Below are 26,222 nucleotides of genomic sequence, written 5' to 3' on the forward strand. Positions count from 1 at the left end.
ATTCTGAGTGGAACCCGCATCGGGCTCCGTAAGATTCACGCCGTCGCCGGTCAGGCGACCCCGGCGAGCACCTCGGCGGCGGCCAGTCCGTTGGCGCGGCTCGCGCCGAAGGTGGCCAGGTGAACCCGGCCGGGGCGGACGGCCGGTACGCCCATCTCCACCACGATCGCGTCGGGGCGGGCGGCGAGCAGCGTCCGCAGCGCCCCCGCCATCCACGGGTGGCGGTGCGCGTCGCGGACGACCAGGACCAGCGGCCGGCCGGTGGCCGGCGCCAGGGCGACCTCACTCAGGCCGGCGCCGCTCGGGCCAGCGACGTCGAGCTCGGCGGCGGACACCCGTACCGCGGTCGTGCCCGGCAGCAGCCCGCCCAGCGGCTCGGCCACCCCCCACGGCGTGTCGGGGCCGATCGCCAGGTTGCCCGGCGCCACGAACTCGACCACGTGCGGCGCGGCGACCAGAGGCAACGCGGCCAGCGGCAGCGGTCCTCCCGTACCGTCGGCGCTGAGCCGCAGCGCCCGGCGGGCGGCGACCAGCCCGAGCGGCGCCGCGTGCCCGTTCAGGCCGTCGCCGTCACCGGTGCCATGGCCGTTGAGCTCCGCCGGCACCCCGCTCGCCGTCCGGGATGCGCATTCGGCCGCCCAGCGGCCCAGCCGCCCCACCCGCTCGGCCGCCTCGGCCAGCCGCTCCTCGGTGAGCAGACCGGCCGACACCGCGTCGACGATCGCGTCGCGCAGCGCGGCGGCCGTCTCCTCGTCGGCGGTCTCGCCGCCCACGCAGACGGCGTCCGCCCCGGCGGCGAGCGCGCGCACCGCGGCGCCGGTCAACCCGTACGGCTCGGCGACGGCGGCCATCTCGATCCCGTCGGTGACGATCAGGCCGTCGAAGCCCAGGTCGCCACGGAGCACCTCGGTCAGCAGCCGGCGGCTCAGCGTGGCGGGTAACTCCGGGTCGACGGCGGGTACGAACAGATGCGCGCTCATGATCGCCCGTACACCCGCCTCGATGGCGGCCCGGAACGGCACCAGTTCGCAGGCGTACAGCTCGTCGCGGGTCGCCCCGATGGTCGGCGCGGCGTGGTGGGAGTCGACGTTGGTGTTGCCGTGACCGGGAAAGTGCTTGGCGCAGGCAGCCACCCCGGCGGACTGCAGGCCGCGTACCCAGGCCGCGGTGTGCCGTGCCACCAGGCCGGCGTCGGAGCCGAACGAGCGCACCCCGATGACCGGGTTGTCGGCGTCGGAGTTCACGTCGGCGTCCGGCGCGTAGTTGAGCGTGACACCGACTGCCGCCAGCTCGTACCCGAGGTCGCGCGCCACCGCCTCGGTCAGCTCGGGGTCGTCGACCGCGCCGAGGGCCAGGTTCCCCGGCCGCGAGCTGCCGGTGCGCGACTCCAGCCGGGTGACGTCGCCGGCCTCCTCGTCGACGGCGACGATCGCGTACGGGTTCTCCGCGCGCAGCGCCTCGGTCAGCGCCGCGACCTGGGCCGGATCGACGATGTTGCGGCCGAAGAGCGCCACCCCGCCGAGCCCGCCGGCCAGCCGCCGACGCACCCAGTCGGGCGGGGTGGTACCGACGAAGCCCGGCTGCAGCACGGCGTCCGCGAGCCGCAGCAGGTGGTCACTGCGCTGACCGGCCATGGACGGTAACCCCCGAAGTCCCCGTGGGAGCGCTTGCAAGCGCTCCGCGTTCCTAGGAATGCTCAGTCAGGAATGCTCACATCGAGGACTCGAACAGTCAATAAACTTTCCAGTTACTTGTACGTTATGTCCGACGCTGTGTACAGGCAGTGCGTGCCGTCCGGTCCGGAGCCGGCCTTGGGCGGCTCGGCACCCGTGTTGTTGCCGGTGTACCGCTGGCAGATCACGAGTTTGCGGTCGGGATCGCCGTAGATCGTGATCTGCGACAGCCGCGCGGTGTCGCCGTAGTTGCTGTTGATGCCGACGAGCGCACTCCGGCCGGCCTGCGCGATCACGTTCCGCACCACGACGTCGCGCCGGCCCTGGTAGTTGCTCTTGCAGTTGCCGCAGGAGCGGTACAGCTTGCCGAAGTCGTCGACGAAGAAGTTCGTGATGACGTACGCACCGGGGCCGTTGTGCTGGAAGACCTTGTCGGACGCCTTGCGGGCACCGCCGCCGGTCACGGTCATGACCGAGCCCGCCGGCGCGGATCCTTCGAGGGTGGCCGCGTCCTCCCCGACGTCCTCCCACCAGACGTTCTGGAGCGTGCAGGTGCCCTTGCAGTGCACGCCGTCTGCGCCGGGCGCACCGATGATCACGTTCTTCAGGGTGGCACCGTCGGCGAGGGTGAAGACCGGCTTCTGACTCTCACTCGACGTACCGTCACCGAGGCCGACCGGGACGTACCGCTTCAGGCCGCCGTCGAACGTGCCACTGACGGTCCGGGTGGCGGTGACGTTCTCCTGGCCGGTCGGGGTCGGGAAGGTGACCGGGGCGGCGGCGCTCACCGCGGCCGACGCCGGCGGCGCGGTGAGCGCCGGCGCGACAAGTACCTGGATGACCAGCGCCGGAATGACCAGCGCCCTCCTCGCGGATCGTCTCATCGGCGTCCTCCTGACTGGACGGGCCCTGTCCGGACCAACTCCGTCCGGACGAACTCTGTCCGGACCAACTCTGTCCGGACGAACCCTGTCCGGACGAGCAGTGCATCGGGTCAGGAGAAAGTACACCGAAAGCTATATCGATAGTTGTGATTGTCCGCTGACCGGAACTTCAGCGACCACGGGCCGCCACGAGCACCGGCTCCTGCCGGTGGGCGTTGAGCAGGTCCAGCGCCTCGGCCTCCGCTTCGACCGCGGGGATGTCGGCGACGAACGACGGCGAGTGCCGGCAGCCGGTACCGCCGGTGCGTGCCGGGTAGATGTCGCGGGTGCAGTCGAGGCCACACTCCGGACAGTGGATCGTCCACGAGATCAGCGCCCGGTGCCGCCCGCGCTCCGGCAACGCTCCGTTGATCATGTTGCCGATCCAGAACAACCCGACGGTACGGGTACCGACCGCCGCGGCCAGGTGCAGCGGACCGGTGTCGTTGGAGATGAGCAGCGCCGAGTCGGCCAGCAGCCCGGCCAGGCCCGAGATGGTCAGCGCGTCGACGAGCGGGCGGGCGGGGTAACGCATCCGGCCGCACACCTCGTCGACCGTCTCCCGTTCGGACCCGACGCCGGTGACCAGCACCTCGACGCCGGCGGCCGCGAGCGCGTCACCGACGGCGGCGAACCGCTCCGCCGGCCAGCGCCGCCGGGCGTCGCTCGCGCCGGGGTGCAGCACGGCGCGCGGGCGGGTCGGGGATCCGACCAGCGCACGGGCCTGTGCCCGGTCGTCGTCGGTCAGTTCGAACACCGGGCTGTGGGTCACCGGCGGGGCGCCGACCAGGCCCACCACCTCGAGCATCCGGAAGACCTCCGGCTGGTAGTACACGTACGGGATCCACCGGTCCAGCGGCGCGGCGTCCACCGCCCGCAACCCCGCCGTCACGCGCGCGCCGAGGGCGCTGACCAGCGGGTTGCTGTACTTGCCGCCGCCGTGCATCTGAAGCGCGATGTCGAACTCCTCCCCCATCGCCCAGCGGCGGAAGGCGTCGAGCTCACCCGGGGCGCTGTCGCCGTCGCGGACCCCGGACACGGCCGGCACGACCGCCACGTAGTCGATCGGCCCGGGCCGCCCGGACAGGATGCGGGCATGCCACGGCGCCCCCAACAGGGTCAACTCGGCGCGGGGATAGGCGGCCCTCAACGAGTACAGCGCAGGCAGCGTGAACAGGTAGTCGCCCAGCGCATTGGCCCGCAGCACTGCGATCTTGCGAACGGCACGGACGGGGTTGGCGACGGGGACGGGGAGGATGGGATTGAAACCGGTCGAGGCTGGCACGGCGCCTGCGCTACCCCGGCTCCGGGCTTCGTAACCGGCCGCGCTCTCTTTTGCTCACCGCCGAAAGGTCGGATCGTTTCGCACCCTTTCAACCGGGTAGCCCGTAGTCATGAGCCTGGACGTGTTTCTCGACCACGTTTTTACGTACCACGGGACGGAGCGCCTGTCCCGTGACGAGATCCACCGGGCAGCCGTCATCGCGGAGCTGCCACCCGACCAGCTCGCCGTCGTCGACGGCCTCCCCGAGGGCGAGTACGCGCAGGACGAGGCGGCCGAAGCCCTGCACCAGGTGACCGAGCTGTTTACCCCCGGTGAGGCCGGCGGCTAGGGCTCAGTCGAATGAACCTGGAGACGGTTCGGTCTCAGCCTTGAGGATGGAAGACGACACGCAGGCATCCGTCGGTCTTGTGCTTGAACAGGTCGTAGCCGCGCGGGCCCTCGTCCAGCGGCATCCGGTGCGTGGTCAGGTACCCGGTCGGAATGTCACCGCGCGCCATCCGGTCCAGCGCGACCGGAAGGTACCGCTGGGAGTGCTGCTGCCCCGACCGCAGCGTCAGGCCCTTGTGCATGACCGCACCGAGCGGGAACCCGTCCACCGCCCCGGCGAAGACGCCGACCATCGCGACCGTACCGCCCTTGCGGCAGGCCAGGATCGCCTCGCGTACCGCCCCCGACCGGTCGGACCGTAGCCGCATCAGGTGCCTGGCCCGGTCGTACACGCCCGTGAGGCCGTCGGAGTCGGCCCCCATCCCGACCGCCTCGATGCATGCGTCCGGCCCGCGGCCGGCGGTCAGCTCGCGCAGTGCGCCCTGCACGTCGGTGGTCCGGTAGTCCAGAGTGTGCGCCCCGGCATTGTCGCGGGCGGCGGCGAGCCGGTCCGGGTACCGGTCGATGACGACGACCCGCTCCGCGCCGAGCAGCAGGGCAGAGCGGGCCGCCAGCTGCCCCACGGCACCGGCTCCCCACACCGCGACCACGTCACCGTCGGAGATGTCGCACATCTCCGCGGCCATCCAGCCGGTCGGCACCGCGTCCGAGGCGTAGACGACCGCGTCGTCGTCGAGGCCCAGCGGTACCCGGTACGCGCCATGGTCGGCGAAGGGCACCCGCACGTACTCGGCGTGGCTGCCGGCGAACCCGCCGGTCAGGTGCGAGGAGCCGAAGACGCCGGCCGGCGACTGCCCCCACAACCGTTCGGACAGCTCGGCGTTCGGGTTGGTGTTGTCGCACAGCGACCACCGGCCGGTGTCGCAGTACCAGCAACCGCCGCAGCCGATGGTCGACCCGACGACGACCCGCTCGCCGGTCCGGAGCGTACGGACGCCGGGGCCGAGCTCCACCACCTCGCCCACGAACTCGTGGCCGAGGATGTCACCTTCGCGCATCGCGGGCACGTACCCGCCGATGAGGTGCAGGTCCGATCCGCACACGCTGCTGGCCGTGACCCTCACGATGGCGTCGCCGGCGTTCTCGATGCGGGGGTCGGGCACGGTCCGCACGGCGACCTTGTTGACGCCCTCCCAGCACAGCGCCTTCACGCCGGTCCCCCCGTCGCGGGCCACGGCATCGGCGACGGCTCCGGGTCGGGACGCGGCGTCAGACGCGCCGAGCCGGCGTCGTCGGGCGCGGGCAGCCGGTCGTAAGCGTCCCGCCCGCTGCTGCGACCCTCGGCCGTGATGGCCTCACCGGCCTCGATGATCTGCTTGACCCGCCGCAGCGCGTCCGACAGCAGCCGGCCGACCCGGTCGCCGCTGAGCGGGCCGACCGCCGTCGCGCCCGACGGCGTGAACGTCACGTAGAGCCGCACCTCGGTACCGCGGTCACCGGGCGCCGGGGTGAACTCGACCCGGCCCTCGTGCGGCACCGGCGCGCCGTCCGCCCGCCAGGCGAGGAGCCGCTGCGGCTCGTCGGCCAGCAGCTCGACGATGAAGTCGACCTCGGAGCTGCCGGGCCCCTCCACCACCCAGCGGGAGCGCTGGTCGTCGATCTCGTCGACGCGGACCACGCGCCCCAGCGATCGGCCGAGGTTGGGCAGGTCCCGCCAGAACGCGTACACCTCGGCGGGCGGCCGGTAGATCGTGACGGCGCCCAGGTACGAGCGGCGGCCGCCGTCCGCGGCAACCCGTACGGACCGGACGGCCAGATAGCCGACGGCGCCGACGGCCGCCCCCAGCGCCACCCGGCCCCAGAATCGAGCATTCACGCCGCCCACCACCTTTCGCTCGCTCCACCCGTCCCAGCCGCCTACCCAACACCGACCGGCCTAACCTGTGGTCCCTTGTGGCTCGACGGTCCCCGGCGAAAGCCACGCCAGAGCGGCGGCGACCAGCGTCTCCACCCCGGTGGACAGCGTCGGTTCCAGTACCGGTGCGAACTTCGGGGAGTGATTGGAGGGGATGTCGCGGTCGACCCGCCCCACCTGCTCCGCCCGCGCGTACGCCTGCGGGTCGGACCCACCCACGAACCAGAACACCGACGGGAACCCGCCCCGGGCCCCGTACATGCCGAAGTCCTCACTGCCCATCATCAGCGGGGCCTTCACCACCCGCTCCGAGCCGAAGTGCGCGACGAACGCCTCGCTGACCCGTAGCGTGGCCGCCTCGTCGTTGACCACCGGGTCGAACCCGTTCACAGCCTCGATCTCCGGCGGCTTCGGTGCCCCGGCCGCGGCGGCCTCGCCGTTGACGATCCGCTCGATCGCGGCCAGCACCCGCTCGCGTACCCGCGGCTCGAAGGTACGGACGCTGACCCTCAGTTCCGCGTCCTCGGGGATGATGTTCTCCTTCGTACCGGCCTGGAGCGCACCGACGGTGACGACCGCGGTCTCGGTGGCGGGAAGCTCACGGGAGACGATCGTCTGCAGCCGCAGTACGGTCGCGGCCGCCATCACCACCGCGTCTACTGTGGACTCCGGTCGGGCGCCATGCCCGCCCCGGCCGAAGAGGCGTACCCGCAGCGAGTCGCTCGCCGCCATCATCATCCCCGGACGCGACAGCACCCGCCCGGCCGGCGCCGGCCCGACGTGCTGGCCCAGCGCTACCGTGGGCCGCCCGAACCGCTCGAACAGCCCGTCGTCGATCATCGCCTCGGCGCCGGCGCCGGTCTCCTCCGCCGGCTGCAGTACCAGCAGCACGGTTCCCGTCCAGCGGTCCCTGCCGTGGGCCAGCAGCGCGCCCGCCCCGACCAGCCAGGCGCAGTGCATGTCGTGCCCGCAGGCGTGCATCACCCCCGGCCGGGTGGAGGCGTACGGCAGCCCGGTGCGCTCGGTGACCGGCAGCGCGTCCATGTCGGCCCGCAACATGACCGTCGGGCCCTCGCCGTTGCGCAGCACGCCCACCACGCCGGTGCGCCCCACCCCGCCGGTCACCTCGTACCCGAGGTCGCGCAGGTGGTGGCCCAACTCGGTCGCGGTGCGGTGCTCGTCGAACGACAGCTCGGGATGCCGGTGGAGGTCCTGGTACAGCTCGGTCAGGTCCGGCAGCAGCCCTGCCAGCGGCGAGAACATAAATCCTGCGTACCACAGCCGGGCGGCGGGCGCAGATCAGTCCCTTGACCAGGACGATCACCGCTCCGGATAGGGTCGTCGCGTGGCAGCCCACATGACGCCCGAGGAGTTCCGCCGGTACGGGCACGAGATGGTCGACTGGATCGCCCGGTACTGGGAGAACCTGGAGAACCTGCCGGTCACCCCGGACGTGCGGCCCGGCGAGGTCGCGGCGCGCCTGCCCGAACAGGCGCCGGAGACCGGCGAGGACTTCACCGCCGTTCTCGCCGACCTCGACCGGGTGATCACGCCCGGGATGGCCCACTGGCAGCACCCGGCGTTCTTCGGGTACTTCCCGGCCAACACCTCCGGCCCGTCGGTGCTCGGTGACCTGGTCTCCGCCGGGCTGGGCGTCCAGGGCATGCTCTGGTCGACCGGCCCGGCCGCCACCGAGGTGGAGACGGTCGTGCTGGACTGGCTGGCCGACCTGCTCGACCTGCCGAAGCGCTTCCGGTCGACGAGCAGCGGCGGCGGGGTCATCCAGGACTCGGCGTCCTCGGCGGCGCTGGTCGCGACCCTGGCCGCGCTGCACCGTGCCGGCGGCGGGGCCTGGCGCACCGAGGGCGTCCGCAGGGAGTACACCGTCTACACCTCCACCCAGGCGCACTCCTCGATCGAGAAGGCAGCCCGCATCGCCGGCATCGGCGATCGGAATGTGCGCCTGGTCGAGGTGGACGAGGCGTACGCGATGCGGCCGGACGCCCTGCGCGCGGCCCTCGACGCCGACCGGGCGGAAGGCAGAATCCCGGCCCTGGTGGTCGCCACGATCGGCACCACGTCGACCACGGCCGTCGACCCGCTGCCCGAGATCGGGGAGATCTGCCGTGAGTACGGCGTCTGGCTGCACATCGACGCCGCGTACGCCGGGGCGGCCGCGGTCTGCCCCGAACTGCGCTGGTCCCACGCCGGCCTCGAGTACGCCGACTCGTACTGCTTCGACCCGCACAAGTGGCTGCTGACCGGCTTCGACTGCGACGCGTTCTGGGTCGCCGACCGCGCCGAACTGGTGCAAGCCTTGACCGTACTGCCGGAGTACCTGCGCAACGCCGCCACCGAGTCCGGTGAGGTGATCGACTACCGGGACTGGCAGGTGCCGCTGGGCCGGCGGTTCCGCGCCCTGAAGCTGTGGTTCGTACTGCGCTGGTACGGCGCCGAGGGGCTACGCGAGCACATCCGCTCCGGCGTGGCGACCGCGCAGCGCTTCGCCGAGTGGGTACGCGCGGACGAGCGCTTCGAGATCGCCGCGCCGCACCCGTTCTCGCTGGTGTGTTTCCGCCTGCGGGACAGTAACGCTTCGGACGACAGTGGCGCTTCGGACGACAGTGACGCCGCCAACGACAGTGACGCCGCCAACGAGGAGCTGTTGCGCCGGGTGAACGCGACCGGACAGGCCTTCCTGACCCATACCAGGGTTGGCGGCCGGTACGTGCTGCGCCTCGCCGTGGGCGCACCCTCCACCCAGGAGCGCCACGCGGCGGGTGCCTGGAAGCTGATCCAGGCGGCCGCCGATGACCTGGACGCCGGCTAGGCCTGATCCAGTCCCCACGCCCGGCGCAGCCGCCGGTCGGCCGACGAGAACACGGCGTCGGCCAGCACCCCGATCACGAAAATCACGATCATCGTACTGATGACGCCGGCCGCGTCGTTCTGCTCGCGCAGGCCCTGGAGGCGTACGCCGAGCGCCGGCCGCTGCGCGATGATCACCAGCAGCTCACCGGCCAGCAGGGAGCGCCACGCGAACGCCCAGCCCTGCTTGAGACCGGACACGATCGCCGGCAGCGAGGCCGGGGCCACCACGTACCGGTACAGGCTCAGGCCCCGGGCGCCGAAGTTGCGCCCGGCGCGCAGCAGCAGCGGCGGCACGTAGTCGACCCCGGAGATCACCCCGTTCGCGATCGACGGGGCGGCGCCGAGGACCACCACGAACAGGATCGCGTTCTCGCTGATCTGGAACAGCAGGATCGCCAGCGGGAACCAGGCGATCGACGGCATGGTCTGCAGCGCCGTGATGGCCGACCCCAGCGCGGCGCGCAGCGGCCTGACCCGGGCCACCGCCACCCCGAGGACCAAGCCGATCGCGGCGGCCAGGACGAACCCGACCAGCCCCCGGCGCAGCGTGGTAGCGATCGCGCGCCAGAAGTCAGCGGTCGTCACGGCCCGGGCGAGGTCGGCGAACACCTCCTGCGGCGCGGGCAGCACCCACGGCTCGCGCCAGCCCGACCAGTACACGACCTGCCAGACGCCGAGCACGAACGCAAGCGCCAGCAGCTTGGGCCAGGCCGAGGCCCAGACCTTGGCGAGCCTCGACTCACCGCTCGCCGTCGCCGCGAGGTCGAGCGCGTCGAGCCCCGCGATGGTCCGGTCGGCTCCCACCTCAACTGCTCTGCCCGTATCAACTGCCATGGCGGCGCACCTCCTCCCGCAGCCGGTCGGTGACCTGCGCCGCGATGGCCGCGATCTCGGGCGAGTCGATACGCCGGGGCCTCGGCACGTCCACCCGCCAGTCGGCGACGACCCGGCCGGGCCGGCTGGACAGCAGCACGATGCGGTCGCCCAGGCGGGCCGCCTCGCGCACATTGTGGGTGACGAACAGAACGGTCAGCCCCCGTTGCTGCCAGATCCGTTCGATCTCGTCGTGCAGGATGTCGCGCGTCATGGCGTCCAGCGCGCCGAACGGCTCGTCCATCAGCAGGACCGGCGTATCAAGCGCGAGGGTACGGGCCATCGCCACCCGCTGACGCATGCCGCCGGAGAGCTGGTGCGGCCGGCGCCGGCCGAACTCGTCGAGATGGACCGTACGCAACAGCTCGGCCACCCGCTCGGCCCGCTCGGCGCGCGACACCTTGCGCAGCCGCATCGGCAGGCCCACGTTGCCCGCGACGGTCAGCCACGGGAACAGCGCCGGCTCCTGGAACATCAGGCCGGGACGGGCGCCGCCGGCGACCTCGATCGTCCCGGCGGTGGGCCGGTCGAGGTCGGCGACCAGGGAGAGCAGCGTGCTCTTGCCGCAGCCGGAGGCACCGACGAGGCAGACGAACTCACCGGGTGCGACGTCGAGCGAGACGTTGTCGAGCGCGTGCACGGCGGCCGGCCCGCGACCGTACACCTTGGACACGCCGGACAGCCGCACCGCCGTCCGGTCGGTGGGCTGTTCGGCGACGCCGCCGGCCGGCAGTACCGAGGTCATGCCCTCACCTCCTGTTCGCCTCTCGCCTTGAGCACCGCGTTGAGCGGCCCGAGGTCGTAGATCCCGGTGAGGTCCACCGGTTGGAGCAGGCCGACCTCCTCGGCGTGTTTGGCACCGTCCCGCAGCGACGGAGCGATCGGGTCGTTGAGGAACGTCAGCGTCTTCCACGCGTCGGCGGTCTGGGCGGGGTCGGGCGCCTTGCCGGACAGCTCACCGAGCGCGGCGTTGACGACCTGCTGCGCCTCGGCCGGGTTGGCGTTGATGAAGTCGTTCGCGTCGACCTGGCCGGCGATGAGGTTCTTGACGACGTCCGGGTGGGCCTTGAGGAACTTCGTGCTGACGAGCAGGTTGGTGACGACGAACCGGCCACCCGGCCACAGGTCACGCTCGTCCACCAGGACCTTGCCGCCGGCCTTCACCAGCCGGGACGCGTACGGCTCGGGTACCCAGGCGCCGTCGATGGCCCCGGTGCCGAACGCCGTCACCGTGTCGGGGTTGGCCTGCGGCAGGATCGCGACGTCGCCGCCGCCCTCCTTGGTGGTGTTGAGCCCGTGCTGCTTGAGCCAGTACCGCAGCGCCACGTCCTGGGTGTTGCCGAGCTGAGGCGACGCGATCTTCTTGCCCTTGAGCTGCTCGGGCGTGGTGATCCCGGGCTTGACGACGAAGGCCGCTCCGCCGGACGCGGCGCCGGCGACCACCCTGACGGCCTGACCCTTGGACTTCTGCCAGGCGTTCACGGTCGGGTTGGGGCCGATGTACGTGGCGTCTACGGCACCGCTGAAGAGCGCCTCGACGGCCTCCGGACCGGCGTTGAACGTCTTGGTGTCGAGCTTGACCTTGCCGCCGAGCCGCTCGGCGAAGAAGTTCTTCTTGACGCCGACGACCGCGGTGGCGTGGGTCAGGTTCGGGAAGTACCCGAGGCGCAGCGTGACCGGCCCGCTCGGCGCGGCGCTGCCGGATTTGCCGCCACACGCCGCGAGGCCCGCCAGGGCCACGGCGACTGCGATCACGCCGGCCAGGTTGCGCATCCTCAATCTGGTCATCCCGATCCCCATAATCCCGACTGTATTAATAGGGATACTGGGTGAGAGCAGCACACGCTGTCAACGACATTCATTCTTTAGCGATCTGGAACACCCTTTTCGGTTGCCTCGCACCGGCCGGGTGGCGGATTCACCCCAGCTCTGACGGCACACCTACACCGTCAGAGCTGGGGACCAAGAACGCATCCTGCGGCGGGACCAGGCCCGCCCCGGACAGTACCGGCGCGCAGACCGGGCCGGCGCAGACCGGCGCCGGTCACACCCAGGCGCTGGGGTCGGCCGCGAGTTCGCGTACCCGATCCGGGAGGTCACCGCTCGCGACGTCCGCGATCGTGACCGACTCGAGGATCAGCCGCTCGCTGGCACGCAGTGCGATCCACACGTCCTGCAACGCCTCGGCGGCGCCCTTGTAGTCGACGTGCTCCGGCCGCTGGCCACGCACGTTGGCAAGCGGCCCGTCGATGACCCGGATGATCTCGGCCAGCGAGATCTCACCGGCCGGCCGGGCCAGCCGGTACCCGCCCTCGGGCCCGCGCTGGGCGGTCACCACGCCACCGCGGCGCAGTTGCAGCAGGATGCTCTCCAGGAACTTCGGCGGGATCTGCTGCGCCTGCGCGAGGCGTTCGGCGGTCACCGGGCGGTCACCGCCGTCCGGACCGCTCGCCGCCGCGGCGAGCTCCGCCACCGCACGTAGCGCGTAATCAACCCGGGCCGACAGTCGCATGGTCAAATTATGGCCGGTCAGCGACCGACCGGACGCAGCAGCCCCTCCTGTACCACGGTCGCCACCTGGCTGCCATCCACAGTGAACATCCGGCCGCTGGCCAGACCCCGTCCGCCGGACGCCGACGGGCTCCAGCAGTCGTAGAGGAACCACTCGTCCGCGCGGACCGGCCGGTGCAGCCAGAGCGCGTGGTCCAGGCTCGCGCCCTGGAACCCGCCGGGCCCCCACACGGCACCGTGCATCGACAGTACGGAGTCCAGCAGCGTCAGGTCGGACGCGTACGTGAGCGCGCAGGCGTGCAGCAGCGGGTCGTCGGGCAGCTTGCCGTCGAAGCGCATCCAGACCCGCTGGTGCGCCTCGGAGGGGCGGTCGCCGGGGGGTAGCCACCCGGGCTCGCTCACGTACCGCACGTCGATCGGGCGCGGGATGAGCTGCCACATGCCCAGCCGCTCCGGGTACTTGGCCAGCCGGTCAGCCATCGTCGGCACCTGGTCGGGGCCCGGCACGTCGAGCGGCGCCCGCCCCTGGTGCTCGAGGCCGTCCTCGTCGACGTGGAACGAGGCCGACATGAAGAAGATGGGCTTGTCGTGCTGGAGGGCCACCGACCGGCGTACCGAGAACGAACGCCCGTCGCGGACGTCCTCCACCGAGTACACGATCGGCACGGTCGGGTCGCCCGGCCGCACGAAGTACCCGTGCAGTGAGTGCACCCGGCGCTCCGGGTCGACGGTACGGCCGGCGGCGACGAGCGCCTGGCCGGCCACCTGGCCGCCGAAGACCCGCTGGAGCCCGATCTTCGGGCTGGTGCCCTCGAACGTGGTGTCGGTCAGCTTGCGCAGATCCAGCAGTTCGAGGAGTTCGTCGACCGCCTGCTGGCCCGTGACGAGTTCGCTCACTCGGAGTCCGCCAGGTCGCCGAGGCGGTGCACGCGAAGCGTGTTCGTGGAGCCGGGGGTACCGGGCGGGCTGCCGGCGACGATCACCACGTGGTCTCCCTTGTACGCGAAGTCCATCTCGAGCAGCGCCTGGTCGACCTGGCGGAACATGTCGTCGGTGTGCTGGACGAACGGCGACAGGTGTGTCTGCACCCCCCACGACAGCGTGAGCTGGTTGCGCACCGTCGGCTCCGGCGTGAACGCCAGCAGCGGCAGGTAGCAGTGCAGCCGGGCCAGCCGCCGCACGGTGTCGCCGGTGACCGTGAACGCGACCATCGCCTTGGCGCCGATCGACGACGCGATCCTCGCCGCCGCCGCCGTCAGGGCGCCTCCGGTGGTACGCGGATCATGCTGCAGCCGGGGCACCTCCCGGATGCCCTCCTCGGTGGTGGCGATGATCCGGGCCATCGTCGACACGGTCAGCACCGGGTACCGACCGACGCTGGTCTCACCGGACAGCATGAGCGCGTCCGCGCCGTCGAGCACCGCGTTGGCGACGTCCGACGCCTCCGCCCGGGTGGGCCGCGAGTTCTCGATCATGGAGTCGAGCATCTGGGTCGCCACGATGACCGGCTTGGCCTCCTCGCGGCACAGCTGGACCGCGCGCTTCTGCACCAGCGGCACCCGCTCCAGCGGCAGCTCCACGCCCAGGTCGCCACGGGCCACCATGATGCCGTCGAACGCGGCGACGATCGCCTCGAGCTGCGCCACCGCCTCCGGCTTCTCGATCTTGGCGAGCACCGGCCGGCGGACGCCGACCTCGTCCATGATCTCGTGTACCAGCTTGATGTCGTCGGGCGAGCGCACGAACGACAGCGCGACCAGGTCGACGCCCAGCTTGAGCGCGAAGCGCAGGTCGCGGATGTCCTTCTCGGACAGCGCCGGTACGCTCACCGCCACGTTGGGCAGCGAGACGCCCTTGTGGTTGGAGACCTGGCCGCCCTCGATCACGAGGACCCGGATGTCGGTGCCCTCCACGGCGATGACCTCGACGGCCACCTTGCCGTCGTCGATCAGCAGCCGGTCACCGATCTTCACCTCGGCGGGCAGCTTGCGGTAGGTGCAGGAGACGCGGTCGTGGGTACCCTCCAAGTCCTCGGACGTGATCACCACGGTCTCGCCGGTGCGCCACTCGACCGCACCTTCCTTGAACGTGCCCAGCCGGATCTTCGGGCCCTGCAGGTCGGCGAGGATCCCGACCGCCCGGCCGCTGGCCTCGGCGGCCTCGCGTACCAGGTGGTAGACCTTCTCGTGGTCACCGTGGGTGCCGTGGCTGAAGTTGAGCCGCGCCACGTCCATGCCGGCGTCCACGAGACCGCGCAGGCGTTCAGGACTGGAGGTGGCGGGGCCGATCGTACAAACGATCTTCGCGCGACGTGTCACAAGATGAGGCTAACTGTTGCCGGGCGGTAGGGGGTCATTGACCCAGGAGTTCGACCGGATGTCGGATTCCGTTGCACCACCGGCCGACATTTCACGAAAGGGCACCGGCATCACTCGGGAGAACGGGTACGACGCGGCCCGCCGTCGGATCCGGCGCGCCTACCGCCGTCAGGTCGCCAGGGTCGGGGGTACCTGGCACGCGCTGGTGACCATGGCCGGCCCCGACGGAACGCACCTGCCGGCCGTCGATGACCGCGCCGACCAGGTCGTACCCGCCGCGAGCATCAACAAGCTGGCGATCGCCTGCGCTGTCCTGGACAAGATCGATCGCGGGGTGCTGCGCCTGGACCAGCGGGTCGAGCTGAGGCCGGAGGACGTCCTGGACGGCGACGGCATCTACCACCGGCAGCCGGTGTGGGGTGACCGGCTCACCCTCGCCAACGTGCTGGCGGCGATGCTGATGCTGTCGGACAACACCGCTGTGCGCCTGTGCGGCCTCGTCTGTACCGGCGTCGAGGTCAACGAGTACCTCTCGACCAGGGGCTTCACGCACACCCGGGTGGAGCCCCTGCCGGACGACCCGCGCCGCATGTTCCTCGGAACCACCACCCCGCACGAGACGCACGCGCTGCTGAGCGGACTCGTCGGCGGCGCCATGATTCCGGATGGCATGGTCCCTGGTGGCATCGTCCCGGGCGGCACGGTCCCGGGCGGCATCGCCCCTGGTGGCATCGTCCCGGGTGGCATGGTCTCGCCGGCGTCGACCCGGTTCCTGCTCGACGTCCTGCGGGGCTACACCGACGGGGTGCGCCGCACCATGTCGTCGACCGAGCGACTGCGCACGGTCAGCAAGTACGGCGCCCTCGACGACGGCCGGCACGAGGCGGGGGTCATGTTCGACGCCGACGGCACGGCCCGGGTCATCTTCTGCCTGTTCAGCGAGCTGCCCGGGCACGGCCACAACTACGGCGCCACCCACCCGCTGGTCGAGGCGCACGCCCGGCTGGGCCGGTGCATGTTCGACCAGCTGCCGACCTGATCACTTCCGACTGGGAATCCACTCCCGACAGGAACGGCTCCAGGTCACGTCATCGCCTCGCTTCATCGTACGCATGTACTAATTCTAGGGAACGCCCCCGACATTCCGGCGAGTCTCGCGAATCACTTGAACCCTCAACCAAATGACGTGTACCTTGTAGTTGAGAGTTCAATAAGATTGGGGACGACCATGGAGCGGATGCCCGCCCTCTACCTCGGCCACGGCGCTCCACCACTGGTGGACGACCCGACCTGGACCCGCGAGCTGGCGGCCTGGGCCGGCCGGCTGCCCCGTCCGACCGCCATCCTGATCGTCTCCGCGCACTGGGAGTCCGCCCCGCTGACCATCGGCGCCACCGCGACCGGCGTGCCCCTGGTCTACGACTTCGGCGGCTTCCCGGAGCGGTACTACCGCGCGCAGTACCGGTCCCCCGGCGCGCCCGAGCTGGCCGCGAAGGTCAAGGCCCTGGTGGCCGACACCGAACCGGTGGCCGAGCAGCCCGACCGGGGCCTCGACCACGGGGCGTACGTGCCGCTCACCGTCATGTACCCGGACGCCGACATCCCGGTACTCCAGATCTCCATGCCGACGCTGGACCCGCAGCGGCTCCTGGACCTGGGTCGGCGACTGGCGCCCCTGCGCGACGAGGGCGTACTCATCGTCGGCAGCGGGTTCCTCACCCACGGCCTGCCGTTCCTGCGGGACTGGCGGGTCGACGCCACCCCGCCGGGCTGGTCGGCGGAGTTCGACGCGTGGGCCGGCGAGGTACTCGCCCGCGGCGCGGTCGACGAGCTGATCGATTTCCGTAACCGGGCGCCGGGCATGCCGTACGCGCACCCGACGATCGAGCACTTCGCGCCGATGTTCGTCACGCTCGGCGCGGGCGACGACCCGGAGGCCCCGCCGCAGCAGGAGATCGACGGCTTCTGGCTCGGCCTGGCCAAGCGCTCCATCCAGGTCGCCTAGTGACCTGAATCGTGATCGTGGACACCTGGCGGCGGGCGCCAGGTGTCCACGATCACGAAGAGAACGGTCAGGCGACGGTGAGCGGCGCCGACGCCGGGCTCACGGGGGCAGGCAGGTCGCCCTCGCCACCCAGGTACCGGTGGATCGCCGCGGCCGCGGACCGCCCCTCGGCGATCGCCCACACGATCAGCGACGCGCCCTTGTGCATGTCACCGGCGACGAAGACGCCCGGGGTGGCCGTCTGCCAGTCCGGCCCGCAGTCGATCGCGCCCCGCCGGTTGCGGGCCAGCCCGAGCTGGTCCAGCAGCGGGCCTTCCTCGGTACCTTCGAAGCCGATCGCCAGCAGAACCAGGTCCGCGGGCAGGTTGCGCTCGGTACCCGGCACCTCGGTCACGACCCGGCGGCCGTCGACCTTGGTCACCGTGACCTCGCTGACCCGGATCGCCTCGAGCCGCTCGGTGCCGACGAACTCGTGCACGGCCACCGCGAAGAGGCGGTCGCCGCCCTCCTCGTGGGCCGGGTAGTTGCGCAGCACCCACGGCCAGGTCGGCCACGGGTCGCGCTCCGCGTCCCGGGAGCCCGGCGGCTCCGGGTAGATGTCGAGCTGGGTCACGCTGGCCGCGCCCTGCCGGTGCGCCACGCCCAGGCAGTCGGCGGCGGTGTCGCCGCCGCCGATGATGATGACGTGCTTACCGGCCGCGTCGATCGACGGCCGGCGCTGCGGACCCGCGGCAGCGTCCCCCGGTGTCGCCGGCAAGCCGGCGACAAACCGGTTCGACTCGACCAGGTGCTCCATCGCGAGGTGTACCCCCGGCAGCGCCCGGCCCGGCGTCTCCGGGGTGTCCCGGCCCTGCAGCGCGCCGCAGGCCAGCAGTACCGCGTCGTGCCGCTCGCGCAGCTCGGCCACGGTCAGGTCCACGCCGACGTTCACGCCGGTCACGAACCGCACACCCTCGGCGCTCAGCTGCTCCAGGCGCCGGTCGATGTGCTCCTTCTCCAGCTTGAAGTCGGGGATGCCGTACCGCAGCAGGCCACCGACGCGGTCGTCGCGCTCGTACACGGTGACGGCGTGCCCGGCCCGGGCCAGCTGCTGGGCGGCGGCGAGCCCGGCCGGTCCGGAGCCGACCACCGCCACGCTGCGCCCGGTCGGGGCCGGGCAGGCCTGCGGCCGCACGTACCCGCGGTCGAACGCCCGGTTGGCGATCTCGACCTCGACCTGCTTGATGGTCACCGGGTCGTCGGCGATGCCGAGCACGCAGGCGGCCTCGCACGGCGCCGGGCACAGCCGCCCGGTGAACTCCGGGAAGTTGTTCGTGGCGTGCAGCGACTCGCTCGCGAACTGCCAGGAGTCGGTACGGACCAGGTCGTTCCAGTCCGGGATCCGGTTGCCCAGCGGACAGCCCTCGTGGCAGAACGGGATGCCGCAGTCCATGCACCGGGTCGCCTGCTCGCGGACCAACCCGTCGGGCGCGGACGGGTACACCTCACGCCAGTCCATGATCCGCACCGGTACGGGCCGGCGGGCCGGCAGCTCGCGCCCGTGGCGCAGGAAACCGTTCGGGTCAGGCACGGGATACCTCCGTCTTGTCTTCAGGCGTGGGCGACGGCCCCGCGGACCTGGACCCGGTCGCGGCCGACATCACCGCCTCGTCGACATCACGGCCGGCGGCCTCGGCGGCCTTGATCACTTCCATCACCCGCTTGTAGTCGCGGGGCACCACCGCGGTGAACTCGGCGACGGCCGAGTCCCACCGCTCCAGGAGCCCGGCGGCCACCGGCGAGCCGGTCTCCTCGGCGTGCCGGGCGACGAGCGACCGCAGCAGGTCCGGGTCACCCACCGGATCCAGGTCCACCAGCTCCGGGTTGACCCGGGCCGGGTCGAGGTTCCACACGTACGCGACGCCGCCGGACATGCCGGCCGCGAAGTTGCGTCCGGTACCGCCGAGCACGACGACCGTACCCCCGGTCATGTACTCGCAGCCGTGGTCACCGACGCCCTCGACGACCGCCGCGGCCCCGGAGTTGCGGACCGCGAACCGCTCCCCCACCCGGCCTCGCAGGAAGACCTCACCGCGGGTGGCCCCGTACAGGATCGTGTTGCCGCCGATGATTTGATCTTCGGCTCCGCCGAGCGGCGATCCAGGCGCCACGAACGGCGCGGACTCGTCCGGCCGCACGATCAGCCGGCCGCCGGACAGGCCCTTGCCGATGTAGTCGTTGGCGTCGCCGAGCAGCCGCAGCGTCACCCCGCTCGGCACGAACGCGCCGAACGACTGCCCGGCCGTGCCGCGCAGGGTCACGTCGATCGTGTCGGCGGGCAGGCCAGCACCGCCGAACCGGCGGGTCACCTCGCCGCCCAGCATCGCGCCGACGCTGCGGTTGCGGTTGCTCACCGCCATCTCGATCTTCACCGCGGTGGCGTCGTTCAACGCGGAGCCCGCGGCGGCGATCAGCTTGTTGTCGAGCGCCTCCTCGAGCTTGTGGTCCTGCTTGACGCTCTGGCGCCGGGACGCGTCCGCCGGCAGGTCGGGCACGTACAGCACCGGCTCCAGGTCGAGCCCGTACGCCTTCCAGTGCTCCACGGCCGACCTGGTGTCGAGCAGCTCGACATGCCCGATCGCCTCGTCGAGGGTGCGGAACCCGAGCTCGGCCAGGTACCCGCGAACCTCCTCGGCGAGGAACAGGAAGAAGTTCTCCACGAACTCGGGCTTGCCGGTGTACCGCTTGCGCAGCTCAGGGTTCTGGGTGGCGATGCCGACCGGGCAGGTGTCGAGGTGGCAGACGCGCATCATCACGCAGCCGGAGACGATCAGCGGGGCGGTGGCGAAGCCGAACTCCTCCGCACCCAGCAGCGCCGCGACGACGACGTCCCGGCCGGTCTTGAGCTGCCCGTCGACCTGGACGGTCACCCGGTCGCGCAGGCCCTGCAGCAGCAGCGTCTGCTGGGTCTCGGCCAGGCCCAGCTCCCAGGGCGTACCCGCGTGCTTGAGCGAGTTGAGCGGGGACGCGCCGGTGCCGCCGTCGTGGCCGGAGATCAGGATGACGTCGGCCTTCGTCTTCGCCACGCCGGAGGCGACCGTACCCACACCGACCTCGGAGACCAGCTTGACATGGATCCGCGCGCTCGGGTTGACGTTCTTCAGGTCGTAGACGAGCTGCGCCAGGTCCTCGATCGAGTAGATGTCGTGGTGCGGCGGCGGCGAGATCAGGCCGACACCCGGGGTGGCGTACCGGGTCTTGGCGATCCACGGCCACACCTTGTTGCCCGGAAGCTGGCCGCCCTCGCCGGGCTTCGCACCCTGCGCCATCTTGATCTGGAGGTCGTCGGCGTTGACCAGGTACTCGGTGGTCACGCCGAAGCGGCCACTGGCCACCTGCTTGACCGCCGAGCGCCGGGCCGGGTCGTAGAGCCGCTCGACGTCCTCACCGCCCTCGCCGGTGTTGGACTTGCCGCCGAGGCGGTTCATCGCGATCGCGAGGTCGGTGTGCGCCTCGGCGGAGATCGAGCCGTAGCTCATCGCGCCGGTGGCGAACCGCTTGACGATCTCGCTGGCCGGCTCGACCTCCTCGATCGGTACGGCCGGGCGCTCGCCGAACTTGAACTCGAACAGGCCGCGCAGGGACGCCGCCTGCGCCGCCAGTCCGTCGACCTTCGACGTGTACTTCTTGAACACGTCGAACTGCCGGGACCGGGTGGCGTGCTGGAGAAGGAAGACCGTCTCCGGGTTGAACAGGTGCAGCTCACCCTCGCGGCGCCACTGGTACTCCCCGCCGACCTCCAGCCGGCGGTGCGAGCGCTCGGCGGGGTTGGCCGGGTACGCCTTGGCGTGCCGCGCGACCACCTCGGCGTTGATCTCCTCCAGGCCGATGCCGCCGATCTTGCTGCTGGTACCGGTGAAGTACCGCTCGACCAGGTCGGGAGCGAGCCCGACCGCCTCGAAGACCTGGGCACCGCAGTACGACGAGACCGTCGAGATGCCCATCTTCGACATGATCTTCAAGACGCCCTTGTTGAGGCCCTTGACGTAGTTCTTGATGGCCTTCGCGGAGCCGATGCCCGGCAGCGCGTCGGTGGCGATCAGGTCCTCGACGCTCTCGAACGCCAGGTACGGGTTGACCGCGGCCGCGCCGTACCCGATCAGCACGGCGACGTGGTGCACCTCGCGGCAGTCGCCGGACTCGACGACCAGCGCGACCTGGGTACGGGTCTGCTCACGTACCAGGTGCTGGTGGACCGCGGCGGTGAGCAGCAGCGACGGGATCGGCGCAAGGTCGGCGGTGGAGTCGCGGTCGCTCAGGACCAGTACCCGTACCCCGTCCTCGATCGCCTCGGAGACCCCGCGCATGATCTCGACCAGGCGGACCTTGAGGCCGGCGGCGCCCTCGCGGACCGGGTACAGCCCGGAGACGCGGACCGCCTTGAAGCCCGGCATGTCGCCGTCTTCGTCGATCGACAGGATCTTGGCCAGCTCGTCGTTGTCGATCACCGGACCCGGCAGCACGATCTGCCGGCAGCTCGCCGGGTTCGGGTCGAGCAGGTTGCCCTCCGGACCGATGGTCTGGTTGAGGCTGGTGACCAGCTCCTCCCGGATCGCGTCCAGTGGCGGGTTGGTGACCTGCGCGAAGAGCTGGGTGAAGTAGTCGTAGAGCAGCCGGGGACGGGTCGACAGCGGCGCGACCGGGGTGTCGGTGCCCATCGAGCCCAGCGGCTCGGCGCCGGCGCGGGCCATCGGCCCGATGAGGATCTTCAGCTCCTCCTCGGTGTAGCCGAAGGTCTGCTGGCGGCGCTGTACCGACTCGTGGGTGTACACGACGTGCTCGCGCGCGGGCAGCGCGTCGAGGTGCATCAGCCCGGCGTGCAGCCAGTCGTCGTACGGCTGCTGCGTGGCGAGCTCCGCCTTGATCTCGTCGTCTTCGACGATCCGGCCCGCGGCCGTGTCGACCAGGAACATCCGGCCCGGCTGCAGCCGGCCCTTGGCCACGACCGTGGCCGGGTCGAGTTCGAGCACGCCCGCCTCGCTGGCGAGCACGACCAGGCCGTCGGAGGTGTGCCACCAGCGCCCCGGCCGCAGGCCGTTGCGGTCGAGGACGGCGCCGATGACCGTACCGTCGGTGAAGGCGACCGCCGCCGGCCCGTCCCACGGCTCCATGAGGCTCGCGTGGAACTGGTAGAACGCGCGCCGCGCCGGGTCCATCGCGGGGTCGTTCTCCCACGCCTCCGGGATCATCATCAGGACGGCGTGCGGCAGGCTGCGCCCGGCGAGGTGCAGCAGTTCGAGGACCTCGTCGAAGTTGGCCGAGTCGGAGGCGCCCGGCGTGCAAATCGGGAACAGGCGCCGGATGTTGCCGGGCAGGTCCGGGCTGGCCAGCAGCGCCTCCCGGGCGGCCATCCAGTTGCGGTTGCCCCGGATCGTGTTGATCTCGCCGTTGTGGGCGATGATCCGGTACGGGTGCGCCAGCGGCCACGACGGGAACGTGTTGGTGGAGAAGCGGCTGTGCACGAGCGCGATCGCGCTGTCCACGCGCGGGTCGGACAGCTCCGGGTACAGCCGGGGCAGCTGGTCGGGGGCGAGCATCCCCTTCCAGGTCATGGTGCGGCTGGACAGCGACGGGAAGTACAGGTCGATGCCGCGCTCGCGGGTCTCCCGCTCGGCCTGCCGGCGCACGCAGAACGCGACGCGGTCGAGCTCGAGGCCGGACAGGGCCTCGCCGGCCGACCCCTGCGGGGTGTCGACCAGCCGGTCGGCCGCGAGGAAGACCTGCATGATGCGGGGCATCGCGTCGCAGGCGCTGGCCCCGAGGTCGCTCGCGTCGACGGGTACGTCCCGCCAGCCGAGCACGCGGGCGCCCTCGACCAGGGCGTACTTGGCGAAGACTGCCATGGCCCGCTCGGCGTCAGCCTGGTCGGTGGGCAGGAACGCCAGGCCGGTGGCGTATCCGCCGGCTGGCGGAAGCTCCACTCCGGCCACGGCGCGACAGAACGCGTCCGGTACCTGGATCATGATGCCGGCGCCGTCGCCGGTGTTCTGCTCCGCGCCGCGGGCACCGCGGTGATCCATCCGGCAGAGTGCGTTCAGCCCGAGTTCGACGACCTCATGGGAGCGCCGACCGGCCACATCCGCCACGAACGCCACACCACAGGCATCGTGCTCGTAGGCGGGGTCGTAGAGACCTTGGGCCTGTGGCAGCGTTCCCTTGGGCGGCGCGGTGGGGGTGTGTGACGATGCCATCGGGCCTCCTCACGTCGTCAAGACAGCGGAAAGGGACGACGTCGGCCCAGGTAGTCGCGTTGAGTGTACGCGAAACCGACCCTCCAACGAGAAGGTCGACCTGATCACAATCGGGCTGACCGTGACGGGAAGGCCTCGTGTTGCGAGACCGTGCCTGCCCCGACGTGGACAAACACCATTGTGACGCGCACTCTCAAAACCTTCACATGCACCTAAGCCGTGCAACGCCTCACATTTGACACCGTTGTCGGGCGTTGACGAGCGGAAATGTGCTCCACCATACGGACACCCATCCCAGAGTTTGGGTGATGCTCGCAGGGGTAGTGAAGTTACTCCACAGTAACTCATATCGCGGCGCCGATGCAGCCGCCGTCTCGACCGCCCCCTGCCCGCAGCCGGCGCACCCCGCCGCGTGGGCGTCCCCAGCCGCGCGAGCCACCGCCGGCCGCGCGAGCGACCCGATGGAGGCAGCCACATGACCCTGCGCATCGCGAACGGCACCGCCTGGGCCGACGTCCTGGACCGGGCCATCACCACAACCCCCGAGGCCTTCGCCTACGGCCGGTTGCGCAACCTGATCTCCGGACAGTGGACCGACACCGGTACCCGGGCCGCGCTGACCACGCCGGTCGACGGCACCGTGCTCACCTCCGTCGGACGCATCGACGCACCCACGGCCCTCGCCGCCGTGCGCAGCGCCGCCGCCGAACACGCGACCTGGGCCGCCACCCCCCTCGCCGAGCGCAAGGCGATGGTCGTCGCCGCCCTCGACGCGCTCACCGAGCACCGCAGCCTGCTCGCGCTGCTGCTGGTCTGGGAGATCGGCAAGCCCTGGCGGCTGGCCTGCGCCGACGTCGACCGGGCGCTGGACGGCGTGCGCTGGTACGTCGACCAGATCGACCGCCAGGTGGCGGGCCGGGAGCCGCTCACCGGCCCGGTGTCCAACATCGCCTCCTGGAACTACCCGATGAGCGTGCTGGTCCACGCCGAGCTGGTACAGCTGCTCGCCGGCAACGCCGTCATCGCGAAGACCCCGACGCAGGGCGGAGCCGTCTGCCTCACCGTCGCGCACGCCCTGATGCGCCGGGCCGGCCTGCCCGCCACCCTGCTGTCGGGCAGCGGTGAGGAGCTGTCGGAGGTACTGGTACGGGCGTCCGAGATCGGCGCGGTCGCCTTCGTCGGCGGCCGGTCCAACGGCGGCAAGGTCGCGGCGGCGCTGCTCGACACGGACAAGCGACACATGATCGAGCAGGAGGGGCTCAACGCCTGGGGCATCTGGGACTTCTCCCAGTGGGACCTGCTCGCCGGGCACCTGAAGAAGGGCTTCGAGTACGCGAAGCAGCGCTGCACCGCGTACCCGCGCTTCGTCGTGCAGCGGAACCTGGTCGACCAGTTCCTGGAGATGTACCTGCCGGTGGTCCGCTCGGTGCGCTTCGGCCACCCGCTCGCGGTCGAATCGGCCGACGACGCCCTGCCCGCGCTCGACTTCGGGCCGCTGATCAGCGCGGCCAAGGCCGAGGAGCTGCGGCGCAAGGTGGACGAGGCGATCCGCCACGGCGCCGTGCCGCTGTACCGGGGCAAGCTGGACGACGGCGCGTTCCTGCCCGACCAGGACACGTCCGCGTACGTGGCGCCGACCGTCCTGCTCGCACCGCCCGGCCGGTCCCGGCTGATGCACGCCGAGCCGTTCGGGCCGGTGGACACGATCACCGTGGTCGACACCACCGACGAGCTGCTGTCGGCGATGAACGCCTCCAACGGCGCGCTGGTGGCGAGCCTGGCCTGCGACGACGAGGAGCTGGCGGCCAAGCTCGCGGTCGACCTCCAGGCGTTCAAGGTGGGGATCAACAAGCCGCGCTCGCGCGGTGACCGCGAGGAGCCGTTCGGCGGGCGCGGCGCGTCCTGGAAGGGCTGCTTCGTCGGCGGCGACCTGCTGGTGGAGGCCGTGACGGTCGGCGAGCCGGACGAGCGCCTCCACGGCAACTTCCCCGACTCCAGCCGGTACCCGCAGACCTGAGCAGGGTGGCTCGGCGTGGCCCGGCGCGGTTGTCCCCTCGCCGGGCCACTACTGCTTGGCCGCGCTTTGCTCTGCTGGCATCCAGGCAACACATGTAGCAGCCCTACACATGATGCCTATCCGGAAGCAGAGCAAAGCGCGCGCACGTCAATACCCGGCCGGCAACGTTAGGCACTGCCGGCGGGTACCCGTAGACTCGCTACACGTGAAGGCCGATGCGCTGCGCGGACACCTGGACGCCCTCCTCCTCGCCGTACTGGAGGACTGCCCCCGCCACGGGTACGCGATCATCGAGGCGCTGCAGGTACGCAGCGGCGGGGTGCTGTCCCTGCCGACCGGCACCGTCTACCCTGCCCTGCGCCGACTCGAGCGCGCCGGGTACGTGGAGAGCACCTGGAGCACCGTCGCCGGGCGGGAGCGGCGCACGTACCAGCTCACCGCGGACGGCCGGAAGACGCTGGCCGCCGAGCGCTCGACCTGGGCGGAGTTCATCACGACGATCGGCGCGTTCCTGTCACCCCAGCCGGGGCACTGACGCCCCTCCGCTCGACCGCACGCAACGCACGCCCGAGCGGCCGATGGCGAACAGGATCAGCGGCACCAGCACCGCACCCACCATCAGCGGCGGCCAGTCCGCCGCCACCGGCCACATCCGCACACTCCACGCGTAGATCACGAAGCCGGTCAGGGCCTCGATCGCGATGAAGACCAACACGCCCACGCCCATGAGCCGGGTCAGCAGCACGGCGGCGGGCACCCGCGCGGCCGGTAGGTACCGGCTCCCCCAGCCGTACCCGAGCAGGGTCAGCAGGGCCATGATCGCCGCGGTCACCTGCAGGATGTCCAGTGTGTACGACACCAGCAGGTAACCCGAGCCGGGAGCGGGGCCGGACCGCGTCCAGGGGCTGCCGGTCCACATGAACCGGGACAGCAGCAGCATCGTCGGCATGACGACCGCCACCAGCAGCGCCGTCCGCCGGCCCTGTGCCGCGGCCAACTCCGCCTGATAGTCGGCGGCCACCTGCCGGTACCCGCCGAAGTCGGCGAGCGCGCGGGCGGTCGCTTCAGGCGCGGGGAGGCCGGCGACGGCGTACGCCTCCGCGGCGTCGATCAGACCATCCCTGGCCTCGGCGAGCAGATCCTCCTTGGCGCGACGTGGTCCGATCAACCGGCGGGACAGGCCGGTCAGGTACTCCTCGATGAGGTGCCCGTCCACCGCGGGCAGCCGGGAAGCTGTTGCGGACACGGATCAAGGGTCGCACAGTTCGTCACCC

Annotated in this window: 21 protein-coding genes; 6 read left to right on the forward strand and 15 right to left on the reverse strand. The window is 71.4% G+C overall.

What is annotated here, in order from left to right:
- Nucleotides 1-50: 50 nt before the first annotated feature.
- The 3 genes from Pme01_RS00135 to Pme01_RS00145 form a co-directional block, all read right to left on the reverse strand.
- A complete protein-coding gene (locus tag Pme01_RS00135; protein ID WP_168113261.1) occupies nucleotides 51-1,634 on the reverse strand; it encodes a glycoside hydrolase family 3 protein in 1,584 nt (527 codons plus the stop codon).
- 113 nt (nucleotides 1,635-1,747) lie between these two features.
- Nucleotides 1,748-2,557, reverse strand: coding sequence for a pectate lyase (locus tag Pme01_RS00140; protein ID WP_168113260.1), 810 nt, complete (start codon nucleotides 2,555-2,557; stop codon nucleotides 1,748-1,750).
- 169 nt (nucleotides 2,558-2,726) lie between these two features.
- The gene (locus Pme01_RS00145; protein ID WP_373315421.1) at nucleotides 2,727-3,881 is read right to left on the reverse strand and encodes a glycosyltransferase family 9 protein; all 1,155 of its coding nucleotides are present in this window, start codon (nucleotides 3,879-3,881) and stop codon (nucleotides 2,727-2,729) included.
- 109 nt (nucleotides 3,882-3,990) lie between these two features.
- Here Pme01_RS00145 and Pme01_RS00150 point away from each other — a divergent pair, with 109 nt between their 5' ends.
- Nucleotides 3,991-4,209 carry a hypothetical protein gene (locus tag Pme01_RS00150; RefSeq protein WP_168113259.1) on the forward strand — a complete coding sequence of 73 codons (219 nt, stop codon included), beginning with the start codon at nucleotides 3,991-3,993 and terminating at the stop codon, nucleotides 4,207-4,209.
- Between the two features lie 34 nt (nucleotides 4,210-4,243).
- Here Pme01_RS00150 and Pme01_RS00155 read toward each other — a convergent pair whose 3' ends face one another.
- The 3 genes from Pme01_RS00155 to Pme01_RS00165 are packed head-to-tail and all read right to left on the reverse strand — an operon-like array spanning nucleotide 4,244 to nucleotide 7,386.
- Nucleotides 4,244-5,419, reverse strand: a complete 1,176-nt coding sequence (locus Pme01_RS00155; protein ID WP_168113459.1) for a zinc-dependent alcohol dehydrogenase — start codon at nucleotides 5,417-5,419, stop codon at nucleotides 4,244-4,246.
- Nucleotides 5,416-6,084 (reverse strand): SRPBCC family protein, encoded by a 669-nt coding sequence (locus Pme01_RS00160; protein WP_168113258.1) that lies wholly within the window; start codon nucleotides 6,082-6,084, stop codon nucleotides 5,416-5,418. Before Pme01_RS00160 ends, Pme01_RS00155 begins: the two co-directional genes overlap by 4 nt.
- A gap of 60 nt (nucleotides 6,085-6,144) precedes the next feature.
- A complete protein-coding gene (locus Pme01_RS00165; RefSeq protein ID WP_168113257.1) occupies nucleotides 6,145-7,386 on the reverse strand; it encodes an amidohydrolase in 1,242 nt (413 codons plus the stop codon).
- Between the two features lie 82 nt (nucleotides 7,387-7,468).
- Between Pme01_RS00165 and Pme01_RS00170 the strand changes: the two genes are divergently transcribed.
- Nucleotides 7,469-8,953: an aminotransferase class V-fold PLP-dependent enzyme gene (locus Pme01_RS00170; protein WP_239087921.1), complete on the forward strand. Its 1,485-nt coding sequence runs from the start codon at nucleotides 7,469-7,471 to the stop codon at nucleotides 8,951-8,953.
- Here the strand turns inward: Pme01_RS00170 and Pme01_RS00175 are convergent.
- From Pme01_RS00175 to pyk, 6 genes are all read right to left on the reverse strand, one after another.
- The gene (locus Pme01_RS00175) at nucleotides 8,950-9,828 is read right to left on the reverse strand and encodes an ABC transporter permease (protein ID WP_168113256.1); all 879 of its coding nucleotides are present in this window, start codon (nucleotides 9,826-9,828) and stop codon (nucleotides 8,950-8,952) included. The genes Pme01_RS00170 and Pme01_RS00175 overlap by 4 nt on opposite strands.
- Nucleotides 9,818-10,612 carry an ABC transporter ATP-binding protein gene (locus tag Pme01_RS00180; protein ID WP_168113255.1) on the reverse strand — a complete coding sequence of 265 codons (795 nt, stop codon included), beginning with the start codon at nucleotides 10,610-10,612 and terminating at the stop codon, nucleotides 9,818-9,820. The genes Pme01_RS00175 and Pme01_RS00180 overlap by 11 nt, the downstream gene beginning before the upstream one ends.
- Nucleotides 10,609-11,655 (reverse strand): ABC transporter substrate-binding protein, encoded by a 1,047-nt coding sequence (locus Pme01_RS00185; protein ID WP_203935353.1) that lies wholly within the window; start codon nucleotides 11,653-11,655, stop codon nucleotides 10,609-10,611. Before Pme01_RS00185 ends, Pme01_RS00180 begins: the two co-directional genes overlap by 4 nt.
- A gap of 256 nt (nucleotides 11,656-11,911) precedes the next feature.
- Nucleotides 11,912-12,379, reverse strand: a complete 468-nt coding sequence (locus Pme01_RS00190; RefSeq protein ID WP_168113253.1) for an RrF2 family transcriptional regulator — start codon at nucleotides 12,377-12,379, stop codon at nucleotides 11,912-11,914.
- A 17-nt stretch (nucleotides 12,380-12,396) separates the two neighbouring features.
- Nucleotides 12,397-13,275 (reverse strand): acyl-CoA thioesterase, encoded by an 879-nt coding sequence (locus Pme01_RS00195; RefSeq protein WP_168113252.1) that lies wholly within the window; start codon nucleotides 13,273-13,275, stop codon nucleotides 12,397-12,399.
- Nucleotides 13,272-14,696 carry a pyruvate kinase gene (gene pyk, locus Pme01_RS00200; protein WP_168113251.1) on the reverse strand — a complete coding sequence of 475 codons (1,425 nt, stop codon included), beginning with the start codon at nucleotides 14,694-14,696 and terminating at the stop codon, nucleotides 13,272-13,274. The genes Pme01_RS00195 and pyk overlap by 4 nt, the downstream gene beginning before the upstream one ends.
- A 58-nt stretch (nucleotides 14,697-14,754) precedes the next feature.
- Between pyk and Pme01_RS00205 the strand changes: the two genes are divergently transcribed.
- Entirely contained in the window at nucleotides 14,755-15,735 is a 981-nt protein-coding gene (locus tag Pme01_RS00205; RefSeq protein WP_168113250.1) for a serine hydrolase, read from the forward strand.
- A 198-nt stretch (nucleotides 15,736-15,933) separates the two neighbouring features.
- The gene (locus tag Pme01_RS00210) at nucleotides 15,934-16,701 is read left to right on the forward strand and encodes a dioxygenase family protein (RefSeq protein ID WP_168113249.1); all 768 of its coding nucleotides are present in this window, start codon (nucleotides 15,934-15,936) and stop codon (nucleotides 16,699-16,701) included.
- Between the two features lie 67 nt (nucleotides 16,702-16,768).
- Here Pme01_RS00210 and Pme01_RS00215 read toward each other — a convergent pair whose 3' ends face one another.
- Entirely contained in the window at nucleotides 16,769-18,271 is a 1,503-nt protein-coding gene (locus Pme01_RS00215) for a glutamate synthase subunit beta (protein ID WP_168113248.1), read from the reverse strand.
- On the reverse strand, nucleotides 18,264-22,931 hold the full coding sequence (gltB, locus tag Pme01_RS00220; protein WP_168113247.1) for a glutamate synthase large subunit: 4,668 nt from the start codon (nucleotides 22,929-22,931) through the stop codon (nucleotides 18,264-18,266). Before gltB ends, Pme01_RS00215 begins: the two co-directional genes overlap by 8 nt.
- A gap of 475 nt (nucleotides 22,932-23,406) precedes the next feature.
- Between gltB and Pme01_RS00225 the strand changes: the two genes are divergently transcribed.
- Together Pme01_RS00225 and Pme01_RS00230 are read left to right on the forward strand one after the other, a co-directional pair.
- Nucleotides 23,407-24,948 (forward strand): aldehyde dehydrogenase family protein, encoded by a 1,542-nt coding sequence (locus Pme01_RS00225; RefSeq protein WP_168113246.1) that lies wholly within the window; start codon nucleotides 23,407-23,409, stop codon nucleotides 24,946-24,948.
- Between the two features lie 205 nt (nucleotides 24,949-25,153).
- Entirely contained in the window at nucleotides 25,154-25,483 is a 330-nt protein-coding gene (locus Pme01_RS00230) for a PadR family transcriptional regulator (RefSeq protein WP_168113245.1), read from the forward strand.
- On the opposite strand, the gene Pme01_RS00235 is transcribed toward Pme01_RS00230, so the two are convergent.
- Nucleotides 25,463-26,194 (reverse strand): permease prefix domain 1-containing protein, encoded by a 732-nt coding sequence (locus Pme01_RS00235; RefSeq protein WP_168113244.1) that lies wholly within the window; start codon nucleotides 26,192-26,194, stop codon nucleotides 25,463-25,465. The two genes, Pme01_RS00230 and Pme01_RS00235, sit on opposite strands and share 21 nt — an antisense overlap.
- Nucleotides 26,195-26,222: the final 28 nt, after the last annotated feature.

The organism is Planosporangium mesophilum (assembly GCF_016863255.1).
Classification (GTDB): domain Bacteria; phylum Actinomycetota; class Actinomycetes; order Mycobacteriales; family Micromonosporaceae; genus Planosporangium; species Planosporangium mesophilum.

What these genes read in the sequence shown, in the direction of transcription:
- Pme01_RS00225 (WP_168113246.1), top strand. Translation starts at nt 23,407, where the DNA reads ATGACCCTGCGCATCGCGAACGGCACCGCCTGGGCCGACGTCCTGGAC.
- Pme01_RS00165 (WP_168113257.1), bottom strand. Translation starts at nt 7,386, where the DNA reads ATGTTCTCGCCGCTGGCAGGGCTGCTGCCGGACCTGACCGAGCTGTAC.
- Pme01_RS00180 (WP_168113255.1), bottom strand. Translation starts at nt 10,612, where the DNA reads ATGACCTCGGTACTGCCGGCCGGCGGCGTCGCCGAACAGCCCACCGAC.
- Pme01_RS00150 (WP_168113259.1), top strand. Translation starts at nt 3,991, where the DNA reads ATGAGCCTGGACGTGTTTCTCGACCACGTTTTTACGTACCACGGGACG.
- Pme01_RS00140 (WP_168113260.1), bottom strand. Translation starts at nt 2,557, where the DNA reads ATGAGACGATCCGCGAGGAGGGCGCTGGTCATTCCGGCGCTGGTCATC.
- gltB (WP_168113247.1), bottom strand. Translation starts at nt 22,931, where the DNA reads ATGGCATCGTCACACACCCCCACCGCGCCGCCCAAGGGAACGCTGCCA.
- Pme01_RS00185 (WP_203935353.1), bottom strand. Translation starts at nt 11,655, where the DNA reads ATGACCAGATTGAGGATGCGCAACCTGGCCGGCGTGATCGCAGTCGCC.
- Pme01_RS00135 (WP_168113261.1), bottom strand. Translation starts at nt 1,634, where the DNA reads ATGGCCGGTCAGCGCAGTGACCACCTGCTGCGGCTCGCGGACGCCGTG.
- Pme01_RS00205 (WP_168113250.1), top strand. Translation starts at nt 14,755, where the DNA reads ATGTCGGATTCCGTTGCACCACCGGCCGACATTTCACGAAAGGGCACC.
- Pme01_RS00190 (WP_168113253.1), bottom strand. Translation starts at nt 12,379, where the DNA reads ATGCGACTGTCGGCCCGGGTTGATTACGCGCTACGTGCGGTGGCGGAG.
- Pme01_RS00210 (WP_168113249.1), top strand. Translation starts at nt 15,934, where the DNA reads ATGCCCGCCCTCTACCTCGGCCACGGCGCTCCACCACTGGTGGACGAC.
- Pme01_RS00175 (WP_168113256.1), bottom strand. Translation starts at nt 9,828, where the DNA reads ATGGCAGTTGATACGGGCAGAGCAGTTGAGGTGGGAGCCGACCGGACC.